This window comes from Pseudomonas sp. JQ36 (assembly GCF_053851495.1).
Map to the genome: position 1 here is coordinate 563,210 of NZ_CM132642.1, position 15,301 is coordinate 578,510.

The window sequence follows — 15,301 nt, forward strand, 5'->3', positions numbered from 1 at the left end:
TATGAAGGAATGAACCATGCTCCAACTGATCCTCGGCGGCGCCCGCTCCGGCAAAAGTCGCCTGGCGGAGAAACTCGCCAGCGACAGCCGTCTGGCGGTCACTTACATCGCCACCAGCCAACCGCTGGACGGCGAAATGAGCGAACGCGTCGCTTATCACCGCGCCCGGCGTCCGGCCGAATGGGCGCTGATCGAAGAGCCGCTGGAACTGGCCCGCATCCTGCGCGAGAACGCCAGTGCCGAGCGTTGCCTGCTGGTCGACTGCCTGACCCTGTGGCTGACCAACCTGCTGATGCTCGATGACGCCGCGCGTCTCGCCGCCGAGCGTGAAGCCCTGCTGGACTGCCTGGCGTTATTGCCGGGGGAAATCATTTTTGTCAGCAACGAGACCGGAATGGGTGTCGTGCCGCTGGGCGAATTGACTCGCCGCTACGTCGATGAGGCCGGTTGGCTGCATCAAGCTCTGGCCGAGCGTTGTCAGCGAGTCGTCCTGACGGTCGCCGGCCTGCCCCTGACCCTGAAAGGACCTGCGTTATGACTCAAGCGTGGTGGTTGAACCCGTGCCAATCCGTGAATGCCGAGATTGTTGAACAGGCGGCGGCGCGCCAACAGCAACTGACCAAACCGGCCGGTTCCCTCGGTCGCCTCGAAAGCGTGGCGGTGCAACTGGCCGGGTTGCAGGGGCAGATCAAGCCGACCCTTAAGCAGGTCTGGATCGCGATTTTCGCCGGTGACCACGGGGTGGTCGCGGAAGGCGTTTCCGCGTTCCCGCAGGAAGTCACCGGGCAGATGCTGCTCAACTTCGTCAGCGGCGGCGCAGCAATCAGCGTGCTGGCGCGCCAGCTCGATGCGCAGCTGGAAGTGGTTGATCTGGGCACTGTGACGCCGTCGTTGAATCTGCCGGGCGTGCGCCATCTGAACATCGGCCCGGGCACGGCGAATTTCGCCAAGGGCGCGGCGATGACTCAGGCGCAGGGCGAACTCGCCTTGCAGGCCGGTCGTGACAGCGTGCTGCGCGCCAAAGCGGCGGGCGCGCAGTTGTTCATCGGTGGCGAAATGGGCATCGGCAACACCACTGCCGCCAGTGCGCTGGCGTGTGCCTTGCTCGATTGCCCGGTGGTGCACCTGACCGGTCCCGGCACCGGGTTAAATGCCGAAGGCGTCAGCCATAAAGCGCAAGTGATCGAGCGCGCGCTGGCGCTGCACGCGGCGCAACGTGGCGATGCGCTGCAAACTCTGTTCAACCTCGGCGGTTTTGAAATTGCCGCATTGGTAGGAGCGTATCTGGCCTGTGCGCAGGAAGGCGCCGCGGTGCTGGTCGACGGCTTTATCTGCACGGTCGCTGCGTTGGTCGCGGTGCGGCTGAATCCGGCTTGCCGCGAGTGGCTATTGTTCGGTCATCGTGGTGCCGAGCCGGGCCATCATCACGTGCTGGAAGCCCTCAATGCCGAGCCGCTGCTGGAACTCGGTTTGCGTCTGGGCGAGGGCAGCGGGGCGGCGTTGGCCGTGCCGCTGTTGCGTCTGGCCTGCGACCTGCACGGGCAGATGGCGACGTTCGCCGAAGCCGCGGTGGCGGATCGTCCGGCATGACGTTGCGTCTGGACCTGCTGCGCCACGGTGAGACTGAGCTGGGCGGCGGTTTGCGCGGCAGTCTCGATGATGCCCTCACCGAAAAAGGTTGGGCGCAGATGCGTGCCGCCGTGGTCGCGGGCGGGCCGTGGGATCGGCTGATCAGTTCGCCGCTGCAGCGTTGCGCACGGTTCGCCACAGAGCTAGGCGAGCAACTGAATCTGCCGGTGCAGCTGGAAAAGGATCTGCAAGAACTGCATTTCGGGGCCTGGGAAGGCCAGAGCGCAGCGGCATTGATGGAAACCGATGCCGAGGCTCTGGGGTTGTTCTGGGCCGATCCGTATGCGTTCACGCCGCCGCAGGGTGAGCCGGTCAGTGAGTTTGCGGCCCGTGTGCTGGGTGCGGTTGCGCGGTTGCATCAGGCCTATGCCGGTGAACGCGTTCTGCTGATCAGTCATGGCGGCGTGATGCGCCTGTTGCTGGCGCAGGCCCGTGGTTTGCCGCGTGAGCAGTTGCTCAATGTCGAAGTCGCGCATGCTTCGCTGTTTGCGCTGAGTGTCGAAGCCAATGGCGTGCTCAAGGAAGGTCACTGACATGCTGCCACTGTGGATCGCCCTGCAATTTCTCAGCAGCTTGCCGATTCGTCTGCCGGGGATGCCGGAGCCGCAACAGCTGGGGCGTTCGCTGTTGTTTTATCCGCTGGTGGGGTTGCTGTTCGGGGTGATCCTCTGGGCATTCAACCTGGCGTTGGCTGGCGCGCCGTTGTTGCTGCATGCGGCGCTGTTGCTGACGACGTGGGTGCTGCTCAGCGGCGCGCTGCACCTCGACGGACTGGCCGACAGCGCCGATGCCTGGCTCGGTGGTTTCGGTGATCGCGAGCGCACGCTGACGATCATGAAGGATCCGCGCAGCGGGCCGATTGCCGTGGTGACGCTGGTGCTGGTGTTGCTGCTGAAGTTCTGCGCGTTGCTGGCGCTGATCGAGCAGGGGCACGCAGTGATGTTGATCATCGTGCCGCTGCTGGGGCGCGCGGCGCTGCTGGGGCTGTTTCTGACCACGCCGTATGTGCGCACGGGTGGGTTGGGGCAGGCGTTGGCTGATCATCTGCCGCGCAGGGCCGGTTGGTGGGTGCTTGGGGCGAGTGCGCTGGCCTGCTTGCTGATTGCCGGGGTGGAAGTAATTGTTGCGCTGGTTGTCGCGTTGGTCGGGTTTGTCTGGTTGCGGCGGGTGATGATGCGGCGGTTGGGCGGGACTACGGGCGATACGGCGGGGGCGTTGCTGGAATTGCTGGAGATGGCGGTGTTGGTGGGGTTGGCGTTGGCCTGAGATTTCTCTATAACCGTGTCGGCCTCTTCGCGAGCAAGCCCGCTCCCACCCTTGGAATGCATTCCCCTGTGGGAGCGGGCTTGCTCGCGAAGGCGGCCCGTCAGGCGCCGGAAATGTCCTTGAATAACTACATGTAACTTGATTTAACACAGTCGCGGGTATATACACGCATCATGCTTCCTTCTCAGTGTTTGTGCACCAACCTGCGTCGCGCCGCTCGTGGCGTCAGCAGGCATTACGACGGCGCTCTCGACGGCTTCGGGATCAACGTTGCCCAGTATTCTTTGCTGTGCAATCTGCAGCGTCTGGATCAACCGAGCATCTCGGAGCTGGCCGAAGCCATGGGTCTGGATCGCAGCACCCTGGGGCGCAACCTGCGGGTGCTCGAAGGCGAGGGCCTGGTGGCGCTGGCCGAGGGCGAGGACATGCGTAACCGCATCGTCCGGCTCACCGAAACCGGTGCACAGCGCCTTGCGGCGGCGCTGCCGGCCTGGGAAGCGGCGCAACAGCGATTGATTGATCGTCTGGGCGCCGAGAAGCGTGAAACCTTGCTGCGACTGTTGGACGAACTGGCCTGAGGGCCGGTTTTTCCGGTTTTAAGCGGGTATATACCCGCGAACGGAGAATAACAATGACATCGATGTGGCGTACGTGCGGTTGGGTGTTGCTGGGAAGTGCGCTGATTCTGGCGTTGTCATTGGGCGTACGGCACGGTTTCGGCCTGTTCCTGTCGCCGATGAGTGCGCAATTCGGTTGGGGTCGCGAAGTGTTTGCCTTCGCCATCGCTTTGCAAAACCTGATCTGGGGCCTGGCGCAGCCGTTTACTGGTGCGTTGGCTGACCGCTTCGGGGCGGCGAAAGTGGTGCTGGTCGGCGGGGTGCTCTACGCTCTGGGCCTGGTGTGCATGGGCCTGTCCGATTCGGCGCTGACGCTGTCGCTGAGTGCGGGTCTGTTGATCGGTATCGGTCTCTCCGGCACTTCGTTCTCGGTGATTCTTGGCGTGGTCGGTCGTGCCGTGCCGCCGGAAAAACGCAGCATGGGCATGGGGATCGCCAGCGCCGCCGGCTCATTCGGTCAGTTTGCGATGTTGCCGGGCACGCTGGGTTTGATTGGCTGGCTCGGCTGGTCGGCGGCGCTGTTGGTACTCGGTTTGCTGGTGGCGCTGATCGTGCCGCTGGTGAGCATGCTCAAGGACAAACCGCTGCCGGTACTGGGTCATGAACAAACCCTGTCCGAAGCGCTGCGCGAAGCCTGCTCCCACTCGGGGTTCTGGCTGTTGGCGTTCGGCTTTTTCGTTTGCGGCTTCCAGGTGGTGTTCATCGGTGTGCACCTGCCGGCCTATCTGGTCGATCAGCATCTGCCGGCGACGGTCGGTACCACGGTGCTGGCGCTGATCGGGCTGTTCAATATCTTCGGCACTTATACTGCCGGCTGGCTCGGTGGGCGCATGTCCAAACCGCGTCTGCTGACGGCGTTGTACCTGCTGCGTGCGGTGGTGATCGTGCTGTTTTTGTGGCTGCCGGTGACTACCACATCTGCCTACCTGTTCGGTATGGCCATGGGCTTTCTCTGGCTGTCGACGGTGCCGTTGACCAACGGCACGGTGGCGACCTTGTTTGGCGTGCGTAACCTGTCCATGCTCGGCGGTATTGTGTTCCTCTTTCACCAGCTCGGCTCGTTCCTCGGCGGCTGGCTGGGCGGGGTGGTGTATGACCGTACCGGGAGTTATGACTTGATCTGGCAAGTGGCGATTCTCTTGAGCCTGCTGGCGGCCGCGCTGAACTGGCCGGTGCGCGAGCGTCCGGTGGCGCGTCTGCAGCCGGAGGTTGGCGCGGTATGAAGCGCTCCTGGCCGCGAATCGCCTTCGCCACACTCGGCGTGCTGTTGCTGACGCTGGTGTGGTGGGGCTGGCATCAGGGCGGCCTGGCGTTGATGCAGTTGGGCATGGGTGCTTGCTAGACCGGCGGGAGGGCGAGTAACGTCGGGGGTCTGATGACTGCTCAAGGATGCCCCGACATGCTCATGCGCTGGTGTGCTGTACCCGCGTTGCTGATGGCGTTGACCGGACTGGCCCAGGCCGCTGATTGTCCGGAGGCGCTGCAAGGTTCGTTGCCCAAGTTGCGCGCCAAGGAATCCATCGACCTGTGTCAGCGCTACGCCGACAAACCGCTGGTGGTGATCAACACGGCCAGCTTCTGTGGCTTCGCGCCGCAGTTCGAGGGCCTGGAGGCGCTGAATCAGCGCTACAAGGCCCAGGGCCTGGAAATGCTCGGTGTACCCTCCAACGACTTCAAGCAAGAGTCCAAGGACAGCGCCGAAACCGCCAAGGTCTGCTACGCCAACTACGGCGTGACGTTCACCATGACCGAGCCGCAGAAAGTCCGTGGCGACGACGCCACTCACCTGTTCAAGGTGCTGGCCAAGCAGAGCAGCGCACCGAAGTGGAATTTCTACAAATACGTGATCGACCGTCAGGGCAAGGTGGTCGCGAATTTCTCCAGCCTGACCAAGCCGGATGATCCGGAGTTCATTGCGGCAGTTGAAAAGGCCATCGCCTCAAAACCGCTCAACTGATAACACACGCTTTTTGTGGGAGCGGGCTTGCTCGCGAAGGCTGCGGATCTTTCAGCACTTGTTTTGAAGGTCAGACCGCATTCGCGAGCAAGCCCGCTCCCATATTTGATCTGTGGTGTTTGAACAGGCACAAAAAAGCCCCGCTTTCTGCAAAGAGAGCGGGGCTTTTTTGTGGGCGAGGGTTTAGCCTCGCCGTACAGCATCAGAAGCGATAGGTCGCGCCGACACCGAAACCGTTTGCCGAGTTTTCATACTTGGCGTCGTAGCTCTGGCCACGATTGTTTTCGTTGCGAATCTTGACCGACTCTTCCTTCAGGTACGAGTAAGCCACGTCGATGGTCAGGTCTTCGGTCGGGCTCCAGCCGGCACCGAGGCTGAAGATCGTGCGGTCGCCGGTCGGGATGCGTGGCGAACGGTCGACGTTGTTGGTCGGCGACTGGTCGAAGGTCAGACCGGTACGCAGTACCCATTCCTTGTTCAACTGGTACGAAGTACCCACGGCGTAAGCCCAGGAGTCATGCCAGTTCTGGTCTTCGGTGATCTCGCCGAACTGACCGGCCAGCAGCGGCTGCACGCCGGAGTTCTTGACGGTGATCTTTTCCAGCTGGCTCCAGCGGGTCCAGGTGCTGCCGGCGTAGACGTTCCAGCGATCGTTGATCGCCTGAGTGACCGAGAAGTCCACGGATTCAGGTGTGGTGATCTTCAGCGAAGCGTCGTACTTCTGGCTGGCACCCAGACCGACTGCGGCCAGTGCGCCGTAGTTGACCTTGGTGTTGCCTTCGAGCTTGTAGTCGACTTTCGAGTGGTAGGTCAGACCCAGGCGGGTGGTGTCGGTGGCTTGTACCAACACACCGATGTTGTAGCCCAGTGCGGTGTCGTCACCCTTGATCTTGACCTTGCCGTCCGGCGCCAGTTGAGTCACCGATAGGTTGGACTCGAGGGTGCCATCGATGCGGTTGATGGTCGGACCGAAACCGATCGACACCACGTCGTTGAACTTGTAGCTGACAGTCGGCTGGAAAGTGATGACTTGTACTTCCGACTTGCTGCCGAAGTAGCGGCCGGCGAAGCCGTTTTCGTAGTCGGTAATCAGGCCGAACGGCACGTAAACGCCGAGGCCGAATGCCCAGTGCTCGTCGATCGGTTTGACGTAGAAGCCCATAGGTACGGAGGTGAAGGGCACCATGTCGCCTTTGTTGCTGCCGCCGTTAGGGCTGGAGCTGGCGTCGCTGATATCGGTCTTGGCATCGAGAAATGCAACACCACCAGTCACTTGTTCGCGCGTGAGGCGCGACATGCCGGCAGGGTTGCCATAAACAGTGCTTGCGTCGTCGGCAGAAGAAGATCGCCCGGCATAACCAGTACCCATCCCGCTGATGCTGTGTTCGTTGATGGCAAAGCCAGCTGCGAAGATCTGGGTGGATGCCATGGCAACGGCGAGGCTAAGGGTGGTTTTGAGCATGACTTTTTTCATTATTAGAACTCCTGGTGATCACCGGGGCGAAAATTACCAACATTTTCGCCCCAGCGCTATAGTCCGTATGCCTTGAGTTAGAGCGGTTTTGTAGGACAGTCCGACCAGATTCGCGACCTGTTGAGCGATCTTCTAAAACTCGCCAGTCAACACGCGACCTGATTCATCGGTGAAACACAGGTTTGCCAGGCGCAGGTGAAGTCGCGCAGACGTCCCTGAGGCTGGAAGGTCTGACGCCAGATTCGCGCCATGCCCAGCAGATCGCCCGGAGCGGGGAGGGTGGGGTGTTGTTCTTCTACCAGCAGCCAGGCGATGGCAGTGGCGTAACGCAGGTTGACGGTCAATTCCAGGTGCGGGCCACTGAGAAAGGCATGCTGGCTGGCGAGGCCGCGGACCAGGCTGGCACGCTCCGGATCGAGCGCCAGATAGTGATCCCAAAGGGCCTGGTGACGGTGCTCGGCAATCCGGTAGAGGCCGTGGCCCCGGCGGTCATGCAGTGCGGAACCGAGGGCGGACTGGCTGGCCGCTATCCCCAGCAGCAGGGATTCGGCGGTTGCGCAGTGGCGTCCCAGATAGATCAGTGTGGGACGGATCACATAGCGGCACAGTTCGCTGGCAGCGATACCCATAAAACCCTCGGATCTTGTAATGGGGCGGCGATACCTGAAGGGGCCTTGGCAGCGGTGGATCGACTCAGGCTCGCCGGAAGCGGATCAAGCCGCTTGAGTTGAAGTGTAGTGTCATATTTGCGACGTAAAGGCCTGTTTTTAAAATATTTCCGGCAGCGAGCCGCAAGCGTTATATCCGAAGGTGCTTAGGCATGAAGGGTTAAAAGCGAAACATCAGGCAATAAAAAGCCCCGCATTGTGTGCGGGGCTTTTGCTTTTGCAGCCTTTTCGGATCTCAGGCAATCAAGGCCTGACGCGTACGATCAATAATGGCCTGCAGCGGTTCGGCGCTGGAGTATTGATCCGGGTACAGACGCTCGCTGTGGCGGGCGATCCCGTGTTCATTGACCACGGTGAAGCTGAAGCAGCCTTTGCGAGCGGCCATGATCAGGCAGTTCATTGGGGCAAAAGCGTTGGTTAGGGTGCGAATGGCATCCTGAGTCTGGATTTGAGTAGACATAGTTATTAGGTGTTCCTACAAATGACACGGATAAGAACCGTGCAACGTTAAAACGTTCCAGTAATGTCGACCACCATTGGTCGAACAAAGAACCCGACTGGAACAAAGCAGCCAGTTTGAAGCGCTATTAAGTTGGCGCGCTTGGGCTGGCAGGTAGGTACTTAGGAGGACAGGCAACACATCGAGGGCAAAGGTTCTGGGCCCGGGGTGAAGATCCTGATCAATTTGCAGGTTGGTTCGGTCAGAGTAAGTGGTCTTCGCAACACCCTTTGCATTCATTCAAAGGCAGTGTCGGCGCAAGATTTACCTGGAAACCATCGAGGGGTCGTTCCCGCTTTTTTCGGTGAAGGGCTTCTGGGAAGAAGGTTGACCGTGGGGATGTGTTCGACCGGAATTGACTTTCAGCTTGGTACTAACGCCGCGGATAGTAACGGAACGTTCTGGGCAATGCAAACCCCGTCGTAAAAAGATTTTTCGTGAGTCACCAGGCATTCACGTGATATTCCCGGCTCTTCGCGAGCAAGCTCGCTCCCACATGGGAAACACCATCCATTGTGGGAGCGAGCTTGCTCGCGAAGGACTCACCCTGATCAACCGCCGGTCGCCACAAAAGTGTGCAGCCATGCCCATCGCCAACCCGCTTATCCTCAGTTCGAGGCGCAAAACGAGCCAAAAAAGCGCATCGATATAACCGGGTAACAGGTACTTGTGCACATTAGTTGCGCAAGCTGTAACCACGCTGTCATACCGATCCTGACTCGCATGACTGCCTGTATCAAAAGTTTAAGTCAATGAAAAATATCGTCTTTTTTTGTTGGTGAAAAAATCGTCAGTTTGACTGCGAGCCCCATTCCACAAGGCTTTGCGGAGGTTCGGGAGCGGTTGTCCACTGAGTTATCCACAGCTTCTGTGGATTGTCCCTAGCGCTTGCTCTAGGACGGGCGTGCCGGGTTTTTTTTCGACTTTACCTGTACGAAAAAGAGAGTAGAGTGGCGCGCCTTCCGATCTGTCCCACAGTGTTTTATGAAGTTTCGCTCAGTATCAGACTCTGTTACCTCCGAACATCCTCGTGTTACCTCCCCCAAGCGATTTTCCGTGCGTGTGGCCGAATGGCTGCTCGACAGCCCGCGTCTGGGCGATAGCCGTAATGCCAAGCATCTGGCGGGTCGTCTGCTCAAGCAACCGGCGCGCGAAGGCGTGGTCGCGGCGCAAAGCCGTCTCGGTCAGTTGATGTGCCGTGAGTGTGGCAACGCCCGGGACCGGCGTATCGGGCAGGATCTGCTGCGCCAGGCCGCGCGGGCCGGTGATCGACGTGCGCAACAGGAACTTGGTCTGCTCGAAGACTGAGCTGTCCAACGCCTCACGCCTTGGTTAACCTTCAGGCTTTATCGAATCGGCAGGAGTGGCTATGGCTATGGACTTGACCAGCGTGTTGCTGGGTCTGGCGGGCGCGGGATTGCCGCTGCTGGCGCTGGCCTGGCAACTGCAGCGGCGGGCCAGCGACCGGCAAGCCGAGGTCGCCTTGCTCGAAGAGCGCCTGGCCATGGCGCAACTGGCGCAGGACGGACTCAACGCCCAGCTTGAAGCCAGCCGTGATGAAACCGTCGATCTCGCTCAGGCCAACGCCGCCAAGCAGGCTGAACTGGCGGCTCTGCGCCGCGAAGTCGAGCTGCTGCAGATCGAGCGCGATGACGCCCGTGATGCCTCCCACGCCTGGAACATCGAGCGTGCCAACAAAGAAGCCGAATTGCGTCGCCTCGACGCCCAGGCCGCGTCGCTCAACGCCGAATTGCGCGAGCAACAGGAAAGCCATCAACAACGCCTCAACGACCTGCAAGGCTCGCGCGATGAGCTGCGCGCGCAGTTCGCCGAACTGGCAGGGAAGATCTTCGATGAGCGTGAACAGCGCTTTGCCGAGACCAGTCAACAGCGCCTCGGGCAGTTGCTCGATCCGCTGAAAGAACGCATCCAGTCCTTCGAAAAACGTGTGGAGGAAAGCTATCAGGCCGAAGCCCGCGAGCGCTTCTCGCTGGCCAAGGAACTGGAGCGTCTGCAAGCGCTTAACCTGCGCCTGAGTGACGAAGCGACCAACCTGACCCGCGCCCTCAAAGGTCAGAAGACTCAGGGCAACTGGGGTGAACTGATTCTCGAGCGGGTGCTGGAACACGCGGGCCTGGAGAAGGGCCGCGAGTACCAGACCCAGGTCAACCTCAAGGGCCCGGATGGCGAACGCTTCCAGCCCGACGTGATCATCTACCTGCCGGGCGACAAGCAGGTGGTGGTCGACTCCAAAGTCAGCCTCACCGCCTATCAGCAGTACGTTGCCGCCGAAGACGACAGCATCGGCCAGATCGCGATCAAGCAGCACGTGCTGTCGCTGCGCAGCCACGTCAAAGGCCTCGCCGGCAAGGATTACAAGCGTCTGGAAGGCCTGCACAGCCTCGATTTCGTCTTGCTGTTCGTGCCGATCGAAGCGGCGTTTTCCGCAGCCTTGCAAGCCGAGCCGGCGCTGTTTCAGGAGGCGTTCGACCGCAACATCGTGATCGTCAGCCCGACCACGTTGCTGGCGACATTGCGGGTGATCGACAGCCTGTGGAAGCAGGAGCGGCAAAGCCAGAACGCCCGGGAAATTGCCGAGCGTGCAGGCTGGCTGTACGACAAGTTCGTGCTGTTCATTCAGGATCTGGACGAAGTCGGCAATCGCCTGCAGCAGTTGGACAAGGCCTACAGCTCGGCGCGCAACAAACTCACGGAAGGCCGCGGCAATCTGGTCAGCCGCAGTGAGCAGCTCAAACTGCTTGGCGCGCGGGCGAGCAAGAGTCTGCCGGCGGATCTGCTGGAACGGGCGATGACCGATGTCGATGGCCTTGTCGAACTGCCTGAGTAATCGCAAGAACCTGTGGGAGCGGGCTTGCTCGCGAAGGCGTCAGTGGTAGCGCTGCGACATTCAAGTCAAACGGTTACAGCGGCACATACCGACTCAACAACGCCCGCAACGCCGCCGGTTTCACCGGTTTGGCCAGATAATCCAGCCCCGCCGCATGCACCTGCGCCACCGTCTCCGGGCGACCATCGGCACTGATCACCACCCCCGGCACCGGCTCGCCCAGCGTGGTGCGCAACCACGCCATCAGCTCGGTTCCGGTATCGCCATGGTCGAGGTGATAGTCGACCAATGCCAGTTGCGGCCGCACGCCCTCATTCAGCAACGCCGCGCATTCCTCGCGATTGCGCGCCGTCCACACCTGACAGCCCCAACGGCTCAGCAGGCTGTTCATGCCAATCAGAATGCTGTCTTCATTGTCGATGCACAGCACTCGCGCGCCGCTGTGCAACTTGCCATTCAATTCGACCGCAGTGTGCACCGGCACCGACTGCGCCCGGGCCAGCGGCACGCTGACACTGAACACGCTGCCGCGCCCCGGCCACGAACGTACGCGCAGGGTATGGCCGAGCACGCGACATAAACCGTCGGCAATCGCCAGGCCCAGCCCGAGGCCTTTTTCGGCGCGAGTCTGATGGCTGTCGAGGCGCTTGAACTCCTCGAAAATCACTTGTTGCTTGTCTTCCGGAATCCCCGGCCCGCGATCCCACACTTCCAGACACAGCTCGCCGCCGCGTCGGCGCACGCCCAACAGCACCGGGCCCTTGGCGTAGCGGAAAGCGTTGGTGAGGAAGTTCTGCAAAATTCGGCGCAGCAGTTTGATGTCGCTGTCGATGCGCAACTGGCTGCCGCGCACACGGAAGGTCAGACCTTGTTCCTGGGCCAGCGCCTTGAATTCGGCGCCGAGCGTATCGAACAGCTCATTGAGCGCGAACGGCTTGCGATCGGGGTTGATCTTGCCGTTTTCCAGACGGGAAATATCCAGCAGGTCGCTGATCAGGTCTTCTGCCGAACGTAGCGAACTGTCGAGGTGTTGCACCAGTTTCTGCGCCTCGCTGCTCAAGCCGTCGTCCTGATGGGAGAGGGCGGCAGAGAACAGGCGCGCGGCGTTCAGCGGCTGCATCAGGTCATGGCTGACGGCGGCGAGGAAGCGGGTTTTCGACTGGTTGGCGGCCTCGGCATGGCCCTTGGCTTCGGTCAGTGCGACGTTGAGCTGCGACAGCTCCTGCGTGCGCTCGCTGACCCGTTGCTCCAGGCCTTCGTTGGCCTCGGTCAGTGCCTGCTCGGCTTCGCGGAACGCGGTGATGTCGGTGAAACTCATGACGAAGCCGCCGCCGGGCATCGGGTTGCCGATCAGCTCGATTACCCGGCCGTTGGGGAACAAACGTTCGGAAGTGTGCGCACGGCCCTGACGCATCCAGTGCAGGCGCCGGGCGACGTGGACTTCCGCCTCGCCGGGGCCGCACAAGCCGCGTTCGGCGTTGTAGCGGATGATGTCGGCAATCGGCCTGCCGACGCTGATCAAACCGTCCGGGTAGTTGAACAGCTCCAGGTAGCGGCGGTTCCACGCCACCAGTTTCAGCGACTGGTCGACCACGCTGATGCCCTGGGTGATGTTTTCGATCGCGCCTTGCAGCAACGCGCGGTTGAACTGCAGGACTTCCGAGGCTTCGTCAGCGATACGGACGACGTCCTCCAGCTGCATTTCCCGGCCTTCAATCGCAGCTTTTACCACCGCGCGCGTCGACGAAGCGCCGAGCACACCGGCCAGCAGACGTTCGGTGTGGGCGATCCATTCGCCATCGGCGTTCTGGTTCGGGTTGAAGCCTTTGCCCTGGCGGTAGGCGAAACGAATGAAGCTTTGCCGCGCACGTTCTTCACCGACAAAGCGTGCCGCCAGTTGCAGCAAGTCGTCGATCTGCACTGCGAGCATCGAACGCGCACTCGGCCGGGCGCTGATTTCCTGACCGATGAAGCGCCCGGCCTGCCAGTGTTCCGAGACTCGCGTGCGCGACAGCACCGAGACCCAGGCGAACAACGTGAAGTTGCCCGCCAGCGACAGCACCACGCCTTGGGTCAGCGGGGTGATCGGCAGGTTCAGCGGGTTGCTGTGCAGCCACGCCAGCCCCGGGAAGGTGCTCAGCGACCAGCCGAGGCTGTGCGCGGCAATCGGCAGGACTAGCGTGTAGAACCAGAGAAAAGTACCGGCGGCCAGACCGGCGAAAACCCCGCGGCGGTTGGCCTGTTTCCAGTACAGCGCGCCGAGCATCGCCGGGGCCAGTTGGGTGACGGCGGCGAAGGCGATCTGGCCGATGGTCGCCAGGCTCGCGGTGGAGCCGAGCAAGCGGTAGCTGACGTAGGCCAGCAGCAGAATCAGCACGATGCTCACCCGGCGCACCGAGAGCATCCACTGGCGAAACACTTCGAACGGGCGCTCGGCGTTGTTGCGCCGCAGCAACCACGGCAACAGCATGTCGTTGGAGACCATGGTCGACAGCGCCACGCTCGCTACAATCACCATGCCGGTGGCCGCCGACGCACCGCCGATAAACGCCAGCAATGCCAGGGCCGGATGGGCCTGGGCCAGCGGCAGGCTGATCACGAACGAGTCGGGCAGTACGTGACTCGGCAGCATCATCTGCCCGGCAAGGGCAATCGGCACCACGAACAGCGCAGCCAGCGCCAGATACGCCGGGAACACCCACTTGGCCAAGCGCAAGTCCTGCGGGTCGATGTTCTCTACCACCGTGACGTGAAACTGCCGTGGCAGGCAGATGATCGCCATCATCGCCACCCCGGTCTGCACCACCATTGACGGCCAGTTGATGGTTTCCTTCCAGTATTCCTCGAGGCGCGGCGCGAGCATCGCCTGATTGAACAGGTCGTCAAAACCGTCGTACAGACCGTAGGTCACGAACGCGCCAACGGCGAGGAAGGCGAACAGCTTGACCAGCGATTCAAACGCAATCGCCAGCACCATGCCGCGGTGGTGCTCGGTAGCATCGAGGTTGCGCGTACCGAAGACGATGGTGAACAGCGCCAGCACCAGCGAGACGATCAGCGCGGTGTCCTGGGCGCGGGTGCCCATGGCGTCGGCCCCGGCGCCGATCAACAGGTTCACGCCGAGGACGATGCCTTTGAGTTGCAGAGCGATATAGGGCAGGACGCCGACCAGACAGATCAGCGCCACCACCACCGCCAGCGATTGCGATTTGCCGTAGCGCGCGGCGATGAAGTCGGCAATCGAGGTGATGTTCTCCTGCTTGCTGATCATCACCATTTTCTGCAGGACCCACGGCGCGCCCAGCAACAAAAGGATCGGCCCGAGGTAGATCGGCAGGAATGACCACAGCTGTTCGGCGGCCTGGCCGACTGCGCCGAAGAATGTCCAACTGGTGCAATAAACCGCCAGAGAGAGGCTGTACACCCACGCGCGCACCCGCGGCGGCAACGGCGCGCTGCGACGGTCGCCGTAGAAGGCGATGGCGAACATGATGGCCATATAGGCCAGGGCGACGGCGGCGATCAGCCCGGTGGACAACGACATGCAACACTCCCGACAAAAGACTCCCCGGCAGTCCTGCCCGGGCGGACAGTCTCGCATGAGTATGGCGGTTAGTCAGTGTCGACCAAGGTCGTGGCGTGGCGGGGTGTCGCAGGTTTGAAACCGGGTGGTTTTATGGTGACTCATCAGGCCCCATCGCGAGCAGGCTCACTCCTACAGGTGGAACGTATTCCAATTGTAGGAGTGAGCCTGCTCGCGATGGCGTCAGTCCTGTTGCAGTGCGATATCAATCAACCGATGCAGTTCATCCACCTCCAGCGCCGCCGCCGAAAACAGAATCCGGAACACCACCGGCGCCACCACCAGGTTGATCAGATGATCAACGCTCGGCGCCGTTTCATCCGGGTAGCGGTCAATGATGATCTGCAACTGCGCGCCAAGGATCGTCACGCAATATCCCGGCGTGGCACTGGCCTGCACATCGCGCATCATATTGCGCCCCGGCTCCGAACTCATTTCGTCCAGATATTGCTCGGCCCAGGCGCGAATATCACCGCGCAGGTCACCGGTCACCGCCGGTTCGCTGTCCGGGCGCATGCGGGCGAGGGCGACGTCTGCGAGCAGCGCCGCCAGATCACCCCAGCGTCGATAGATGGTCGACGGCGTGACCCCGGCCCGCGCCGCAATTTGCGGGACGGTCACGGTGCTGCGCTCCTGTTCTTGCAGAAGCGCGCGGACTGCCGAATGAATCGACTCTTGCACCCGGGCACTGCGGCCACCGGGGCGTAAACCTTCTTTAATAGCCATGCGTCAGACCTTAACACAAAGAATTTGCTTTAAG

General features: G+C 61.5%; 15 protein-coding genes. 10 read left to right on the forward strand and 5 right to left on the reverse strand.

What is annotated here, in order from left to right:
- Nucleotides 1-16 precede the first annotated feature (16 nt).
- The 8 genes from cobU to ACS4NR_RS02775 all read left to right on the forward strand — a co-directional run bounded on the left by cobU (nucleotide 17) and on the right by ACS4NR_RS02775 (nucleotide 5,469).
- Nucleotides 17-538 (forward strand): bifunctional adenosylcobinamide kinase/adenosylcobinamide-phosphate guanylyltransferase, encoded by a 522-nt coding sequence (cobU, locus tag ACS4NR_RS02740; protein ID WP_456019031.1) that lies wholly within the window; start codon nucleotides 17-19, stop codon nucleotides 536-538.
- Nucleotides 535-1,590, forward strand: a complete 1,056-nt coding sequence (gene cobT, locus ACS4NR_RS02745) for a nicotinate-nucleotide--dimethylbenzimidazole phosphoribosyltransferase (RefSeq protein WP_456019032.1) — start codon at nucleotides 535-537, stop codon at nucleotides 1,588-1,590. Before cobU ends, cobT begins: the two co-directional genes overlap by 4 nt.
- Nucleotides 1,587-2,162 (forward strand): alpha-ribazole phosphatase family protein, encoded by a 576-nt coding sequence (gene cobC, locus ACS4NR_RS02750; protein ID WP_456019033.1) that lies wholly within the window; start codon nucleotides 1,587-1,589, stop codon nucleotides 2,160-2,162. Before cobT ends, cobC begins: the two co-directional genes overlap by 4 nt.
- Nucleotide 2,163: 1 nt before the next feature.
- The gene (locus ACS4NR_RS02755) at nucleotides 2,164-2,895 is read left to right on the forward strand and encodes an adenosylcobinamide-GDP ribazoletransferase (RefSeq protein ID WP_456019034.1); all 732 of its coding nucleotides are present in this window, start codon (nucleotides 2,164-2,166) and stop codon (nucleotides 2,893-2,895) included.
- A 173-nt stretch (nucleotides 2,896-3,068) separates the two neighbouring features.
- Nucleotides 3,069-3,473, forward strand: a complete 405-nt coding sequence (locus ACS4NR_RS02760; protein ID WP_007950413.1) for a MarR family winged helix-turn-helix transcriptional regulator — start codon at nucleotides 3,069-3,071, stop codon at nucleotides 3,471-3,473.
- Between the two features lie 53 nt (nucleotides 3,474-3,526).
- Complete coding sequence (locus ACS4NR_RS02765) at nucleotides 3,527-4,735, forward strand: MFS transporter (RefSeq protein ID WP_456019035.1); 1,209 nt, start codon at nucleotides 3,527-3,529, stop codon at nucleotides 4,733-4,735.
- Nucleotides 4,732-4,854, forward strand: a complete 123-nt coding sequence (locus tag ACS4NR_RS02770) for a hypothetical protein (protein ID WP_256582121.1) — start codon at nucleotides 4,732-4,734, stop codon at nucleotides 4,852-4,854. The genes ACS4NR_RS02765 and ACS4NR_RS02770 overlap by 4 nt, the downstream gene beginning before the upstream one ends.
- Nucleotides 4,855-4,911: 57 nt before the next feature.
- The gene (locus tag ACS4NR_RS02775) at nucleotides 4,912-5,469 is read left to right on the forward strand and encodes a glutathione peroxidase (protein ID WP_253148966.1); all 558 of its coding nucleotides are present in this window, start codon (nucleotides 4,912-4,914) and stop codon (nucleotides 5,467-5,469) included.
- A gap of 202 nt (nucleotides 5,470-5,671) precedes the next feature.
- Here ACS4NR_RS02775 and ACS4NR_RS02780 read toward each other — a convergent pair whose 3' ends face one another.
- The 3 genes from ACS4NR_RS02780 to ACS4NR_RS02790 all read right to left on the reverse strand — a co-directional run bounded on the left by ACS4NR_RS02780 (nucleotide 5,672) and on the right by ACS4NR_RS02790 (nucleotide 8,071).
- On the reverse strand, nucleotides 5,672-6,943 hold the full coding sequence (locus ACS4NR_RS02780; RefSeq protein ID WP_095139443.1) for an OmpP1/FadL family transporter: 1,272 nt from the start codon (nucleotides 6,941-6,943) through the stop codon (nucleotides 5,672-5,674).
- Nucleotides 6,944-7,089: 146 nt separating this feature from the next.
- Nucleotides 7,090-7,572 carry a hypothetical protein gene (locus ACS4NR_RS02785; RefSeq protein ID WP_456019036.1) on the reverse strand — a complete coding sequence of 161 codons (483 nt, stop codon included), beginning with the start codon at nucleotides 7,570-7,572 and terminating at the stop codon, nucleotides 7,090-7,092.
- A gap of 274 nt (nucleotides 7,573-7,846) precedes the next feature.
- Nucleotides 7,847-8,071, reverse strand: coding sequence for a hypothetical protein (locus tag ACS4NR_RS02790; RefSeq protein WP_007962908.1), 225 nt, complete (start codon nucleotides 8,069-8,071; stop codon nucleotides 7,847-7,849).
- 1,023 nt (nucleotides 8,072-9,094) lie between these two features.
- Between ACS4NR_RS02790 and ACS4NR_RS02795 the strand changes: the two genes are divergently transcribed.
- Together ACS4NR_RS02795 and rmuC are read left to right on the forward strand one after the other, a co-directional pair.
- A complete protein-coding gene (locus tag ACS4NR_RS02795) occupies nucleotides 9,095-9,418 on the forward strand; it encodes an SEL1-like repeat protein (RefSeq protein ID WP_115987168.1) in 324 nt (107 codons plus the stop codon).
- Nucleotides 9,419-9,593: 175 nt separating this feature from the next.
- The gene (gene rmuC, locus ACS4NR_RS02800) at nucleotides 9,594-10,958 is read left to right on the forward strand and encodes a DNA recombination protein RmuC (protein ID WP_177440030.1); all 1,365 of its coding nucleotides are present in this window, start codon (nucleotides 9,594-9,596) and stop codon (nucleotides 10,956-10,958) included.
- A gap of 73 nt (nucleotides 10,959-11,031) precedes the next feature.
- On the opposite strand, the gene ACS4NR_RS02805 is transcribed toward rmuC, so the two are convergent.
- Both ACS4NR_RS02805 and ACS4NR_RS02810 read right to left on the reverse strand, forming a co-directional pair.
- On the reverse strand, nucleotides 11,032-14,502 hold the full coding sequence (locus ACS4NR_RS02805) for a hybrid sensor histidine kinase/response regulator (RefSeq protein WP_456019037.1): 3,471 nt from the start codon (nucleotides 14,500-14,502) through the stop codon (nucleotides 11,032-11,034).
- Between the two features lie 222 nt (nucleotides 14,503-14,724).
- Nucleotides 14,725-15,267, reverse strand: a complete 543-nt coding sequence (locus ACS4NR_RS02810) for a TetR/AcrR family transcriptional regulator (protein WP_456019038.1) — start codon at nucleotides 15,265-15,267, stop codon at nucleotides 14,725-14,727.
- Nucleotides 15,268-15,301 lie beyond the last annotated feature (34 nt).

Excerpts from the sequence above, each read along its gene's own strand:
- cobT (WP_456019032.1), top strand. The coding sequence starts at position 535 with ATGACTCAAGCGTGGTGGTTGAACCCGTGCCAATCCGTGAATGCCGAG.
- cobC (WP_456019033.1), top strand. The coding sequence starts at position 1,587 with ATGACGTTGCGTCTGGACCTGCTGCGCCACGGTGAGACTGAGCTGGGC.
- ACS4NR_RS02805 (WP_456019037.1), bottom strand. The coding sequence starts at position 14,502 with ATGTCGTTGTCCACCGGGCTGATCGCCGCCGTCGCCCTGGCCTATATG.
- ACS4NR_RS02785 (WP_456019036.1), bottom strand. The coding sequence starts at position 7,572 with ATGGGTATCGCTGCCAGCGAACTGTGCCGCTATGTGATCCGTCCCACA.
- ACS4NR_RS02760 (WP_007950413.1), top strand. The coding sequence starts at position 3,069 with ATGCTTCCTTCTCAGTGTTTGTGCACCAACCTGCGTCGCGCCGCTCGT.
- ACS4NR_RS02790 (WP_007962908.1), bottom strand. The coding sequence starts at position 8,071 with ATGTCTACTCAAATCCAGACTCAGGATGCCATTCGCACCCTAACCAAC.
- ACS4NR_RS02780 (WP_095139443.1), bottom strand. The coding sequence starts at position 6,943 with ATGAAAAAAGTCATGCTCAAAACCACCCTTAGCCTCGCCGTTGCCATG.
- cobU (WP_456019031.1), top strand. The coding sequence starts at position 17 with ATGCTCCAACTGATCCTCGGCGGCGCCCGCTCCGGCAAAAGTCGCCTG.
- ACS4NR_RS02755 (WP_456019034.1), top strand. The coding sequence starts at position 2,164 with ATGCTGCCACTGTGGATCGCCCTGCAATTTCTCAGCAGCTTGCCGATT.
- ACS4NR_RS02765 (WP_456019035.1), top strand. The coding sequence starts at position 3,527 with ATGACATCGATGTGGCGTACGTGCGGTTGGGTGTTGCTGGGAAGTGCG.
- ACS4NR_RS02810 (WP_456019038.1), bottom strand. The coding sequence starts at position 15,267 with ATGGCTATTAAAGAAGGTTTACGCCCCGGTGGCCGCAGTGCCCGGGTG.
- ACS4NR_RS02795 (WP_115987168.1), top strand. The coding sequence starts at position 9,095 with ATGAAGTTTCGCTCAGTATCAGACTCTGTTACCTCCGAACATCCTCGT.
- ACS4NR_RS02775 (WP_253148966.1), top strand. The coding sequence starts at position 4,912 with ATGCTCATGCGCTGGTGTGCTGTACCCGCGTTGCTGATGGCGTTGACC.
- ACS4NR_RS02770 (WP_256582121.1), top strand. The coding sequence starts at position 4,732 with ATGAAGCGCTCCTGGCCGCGAATCGCCTTCGCCACACTCGGCGTGCTG.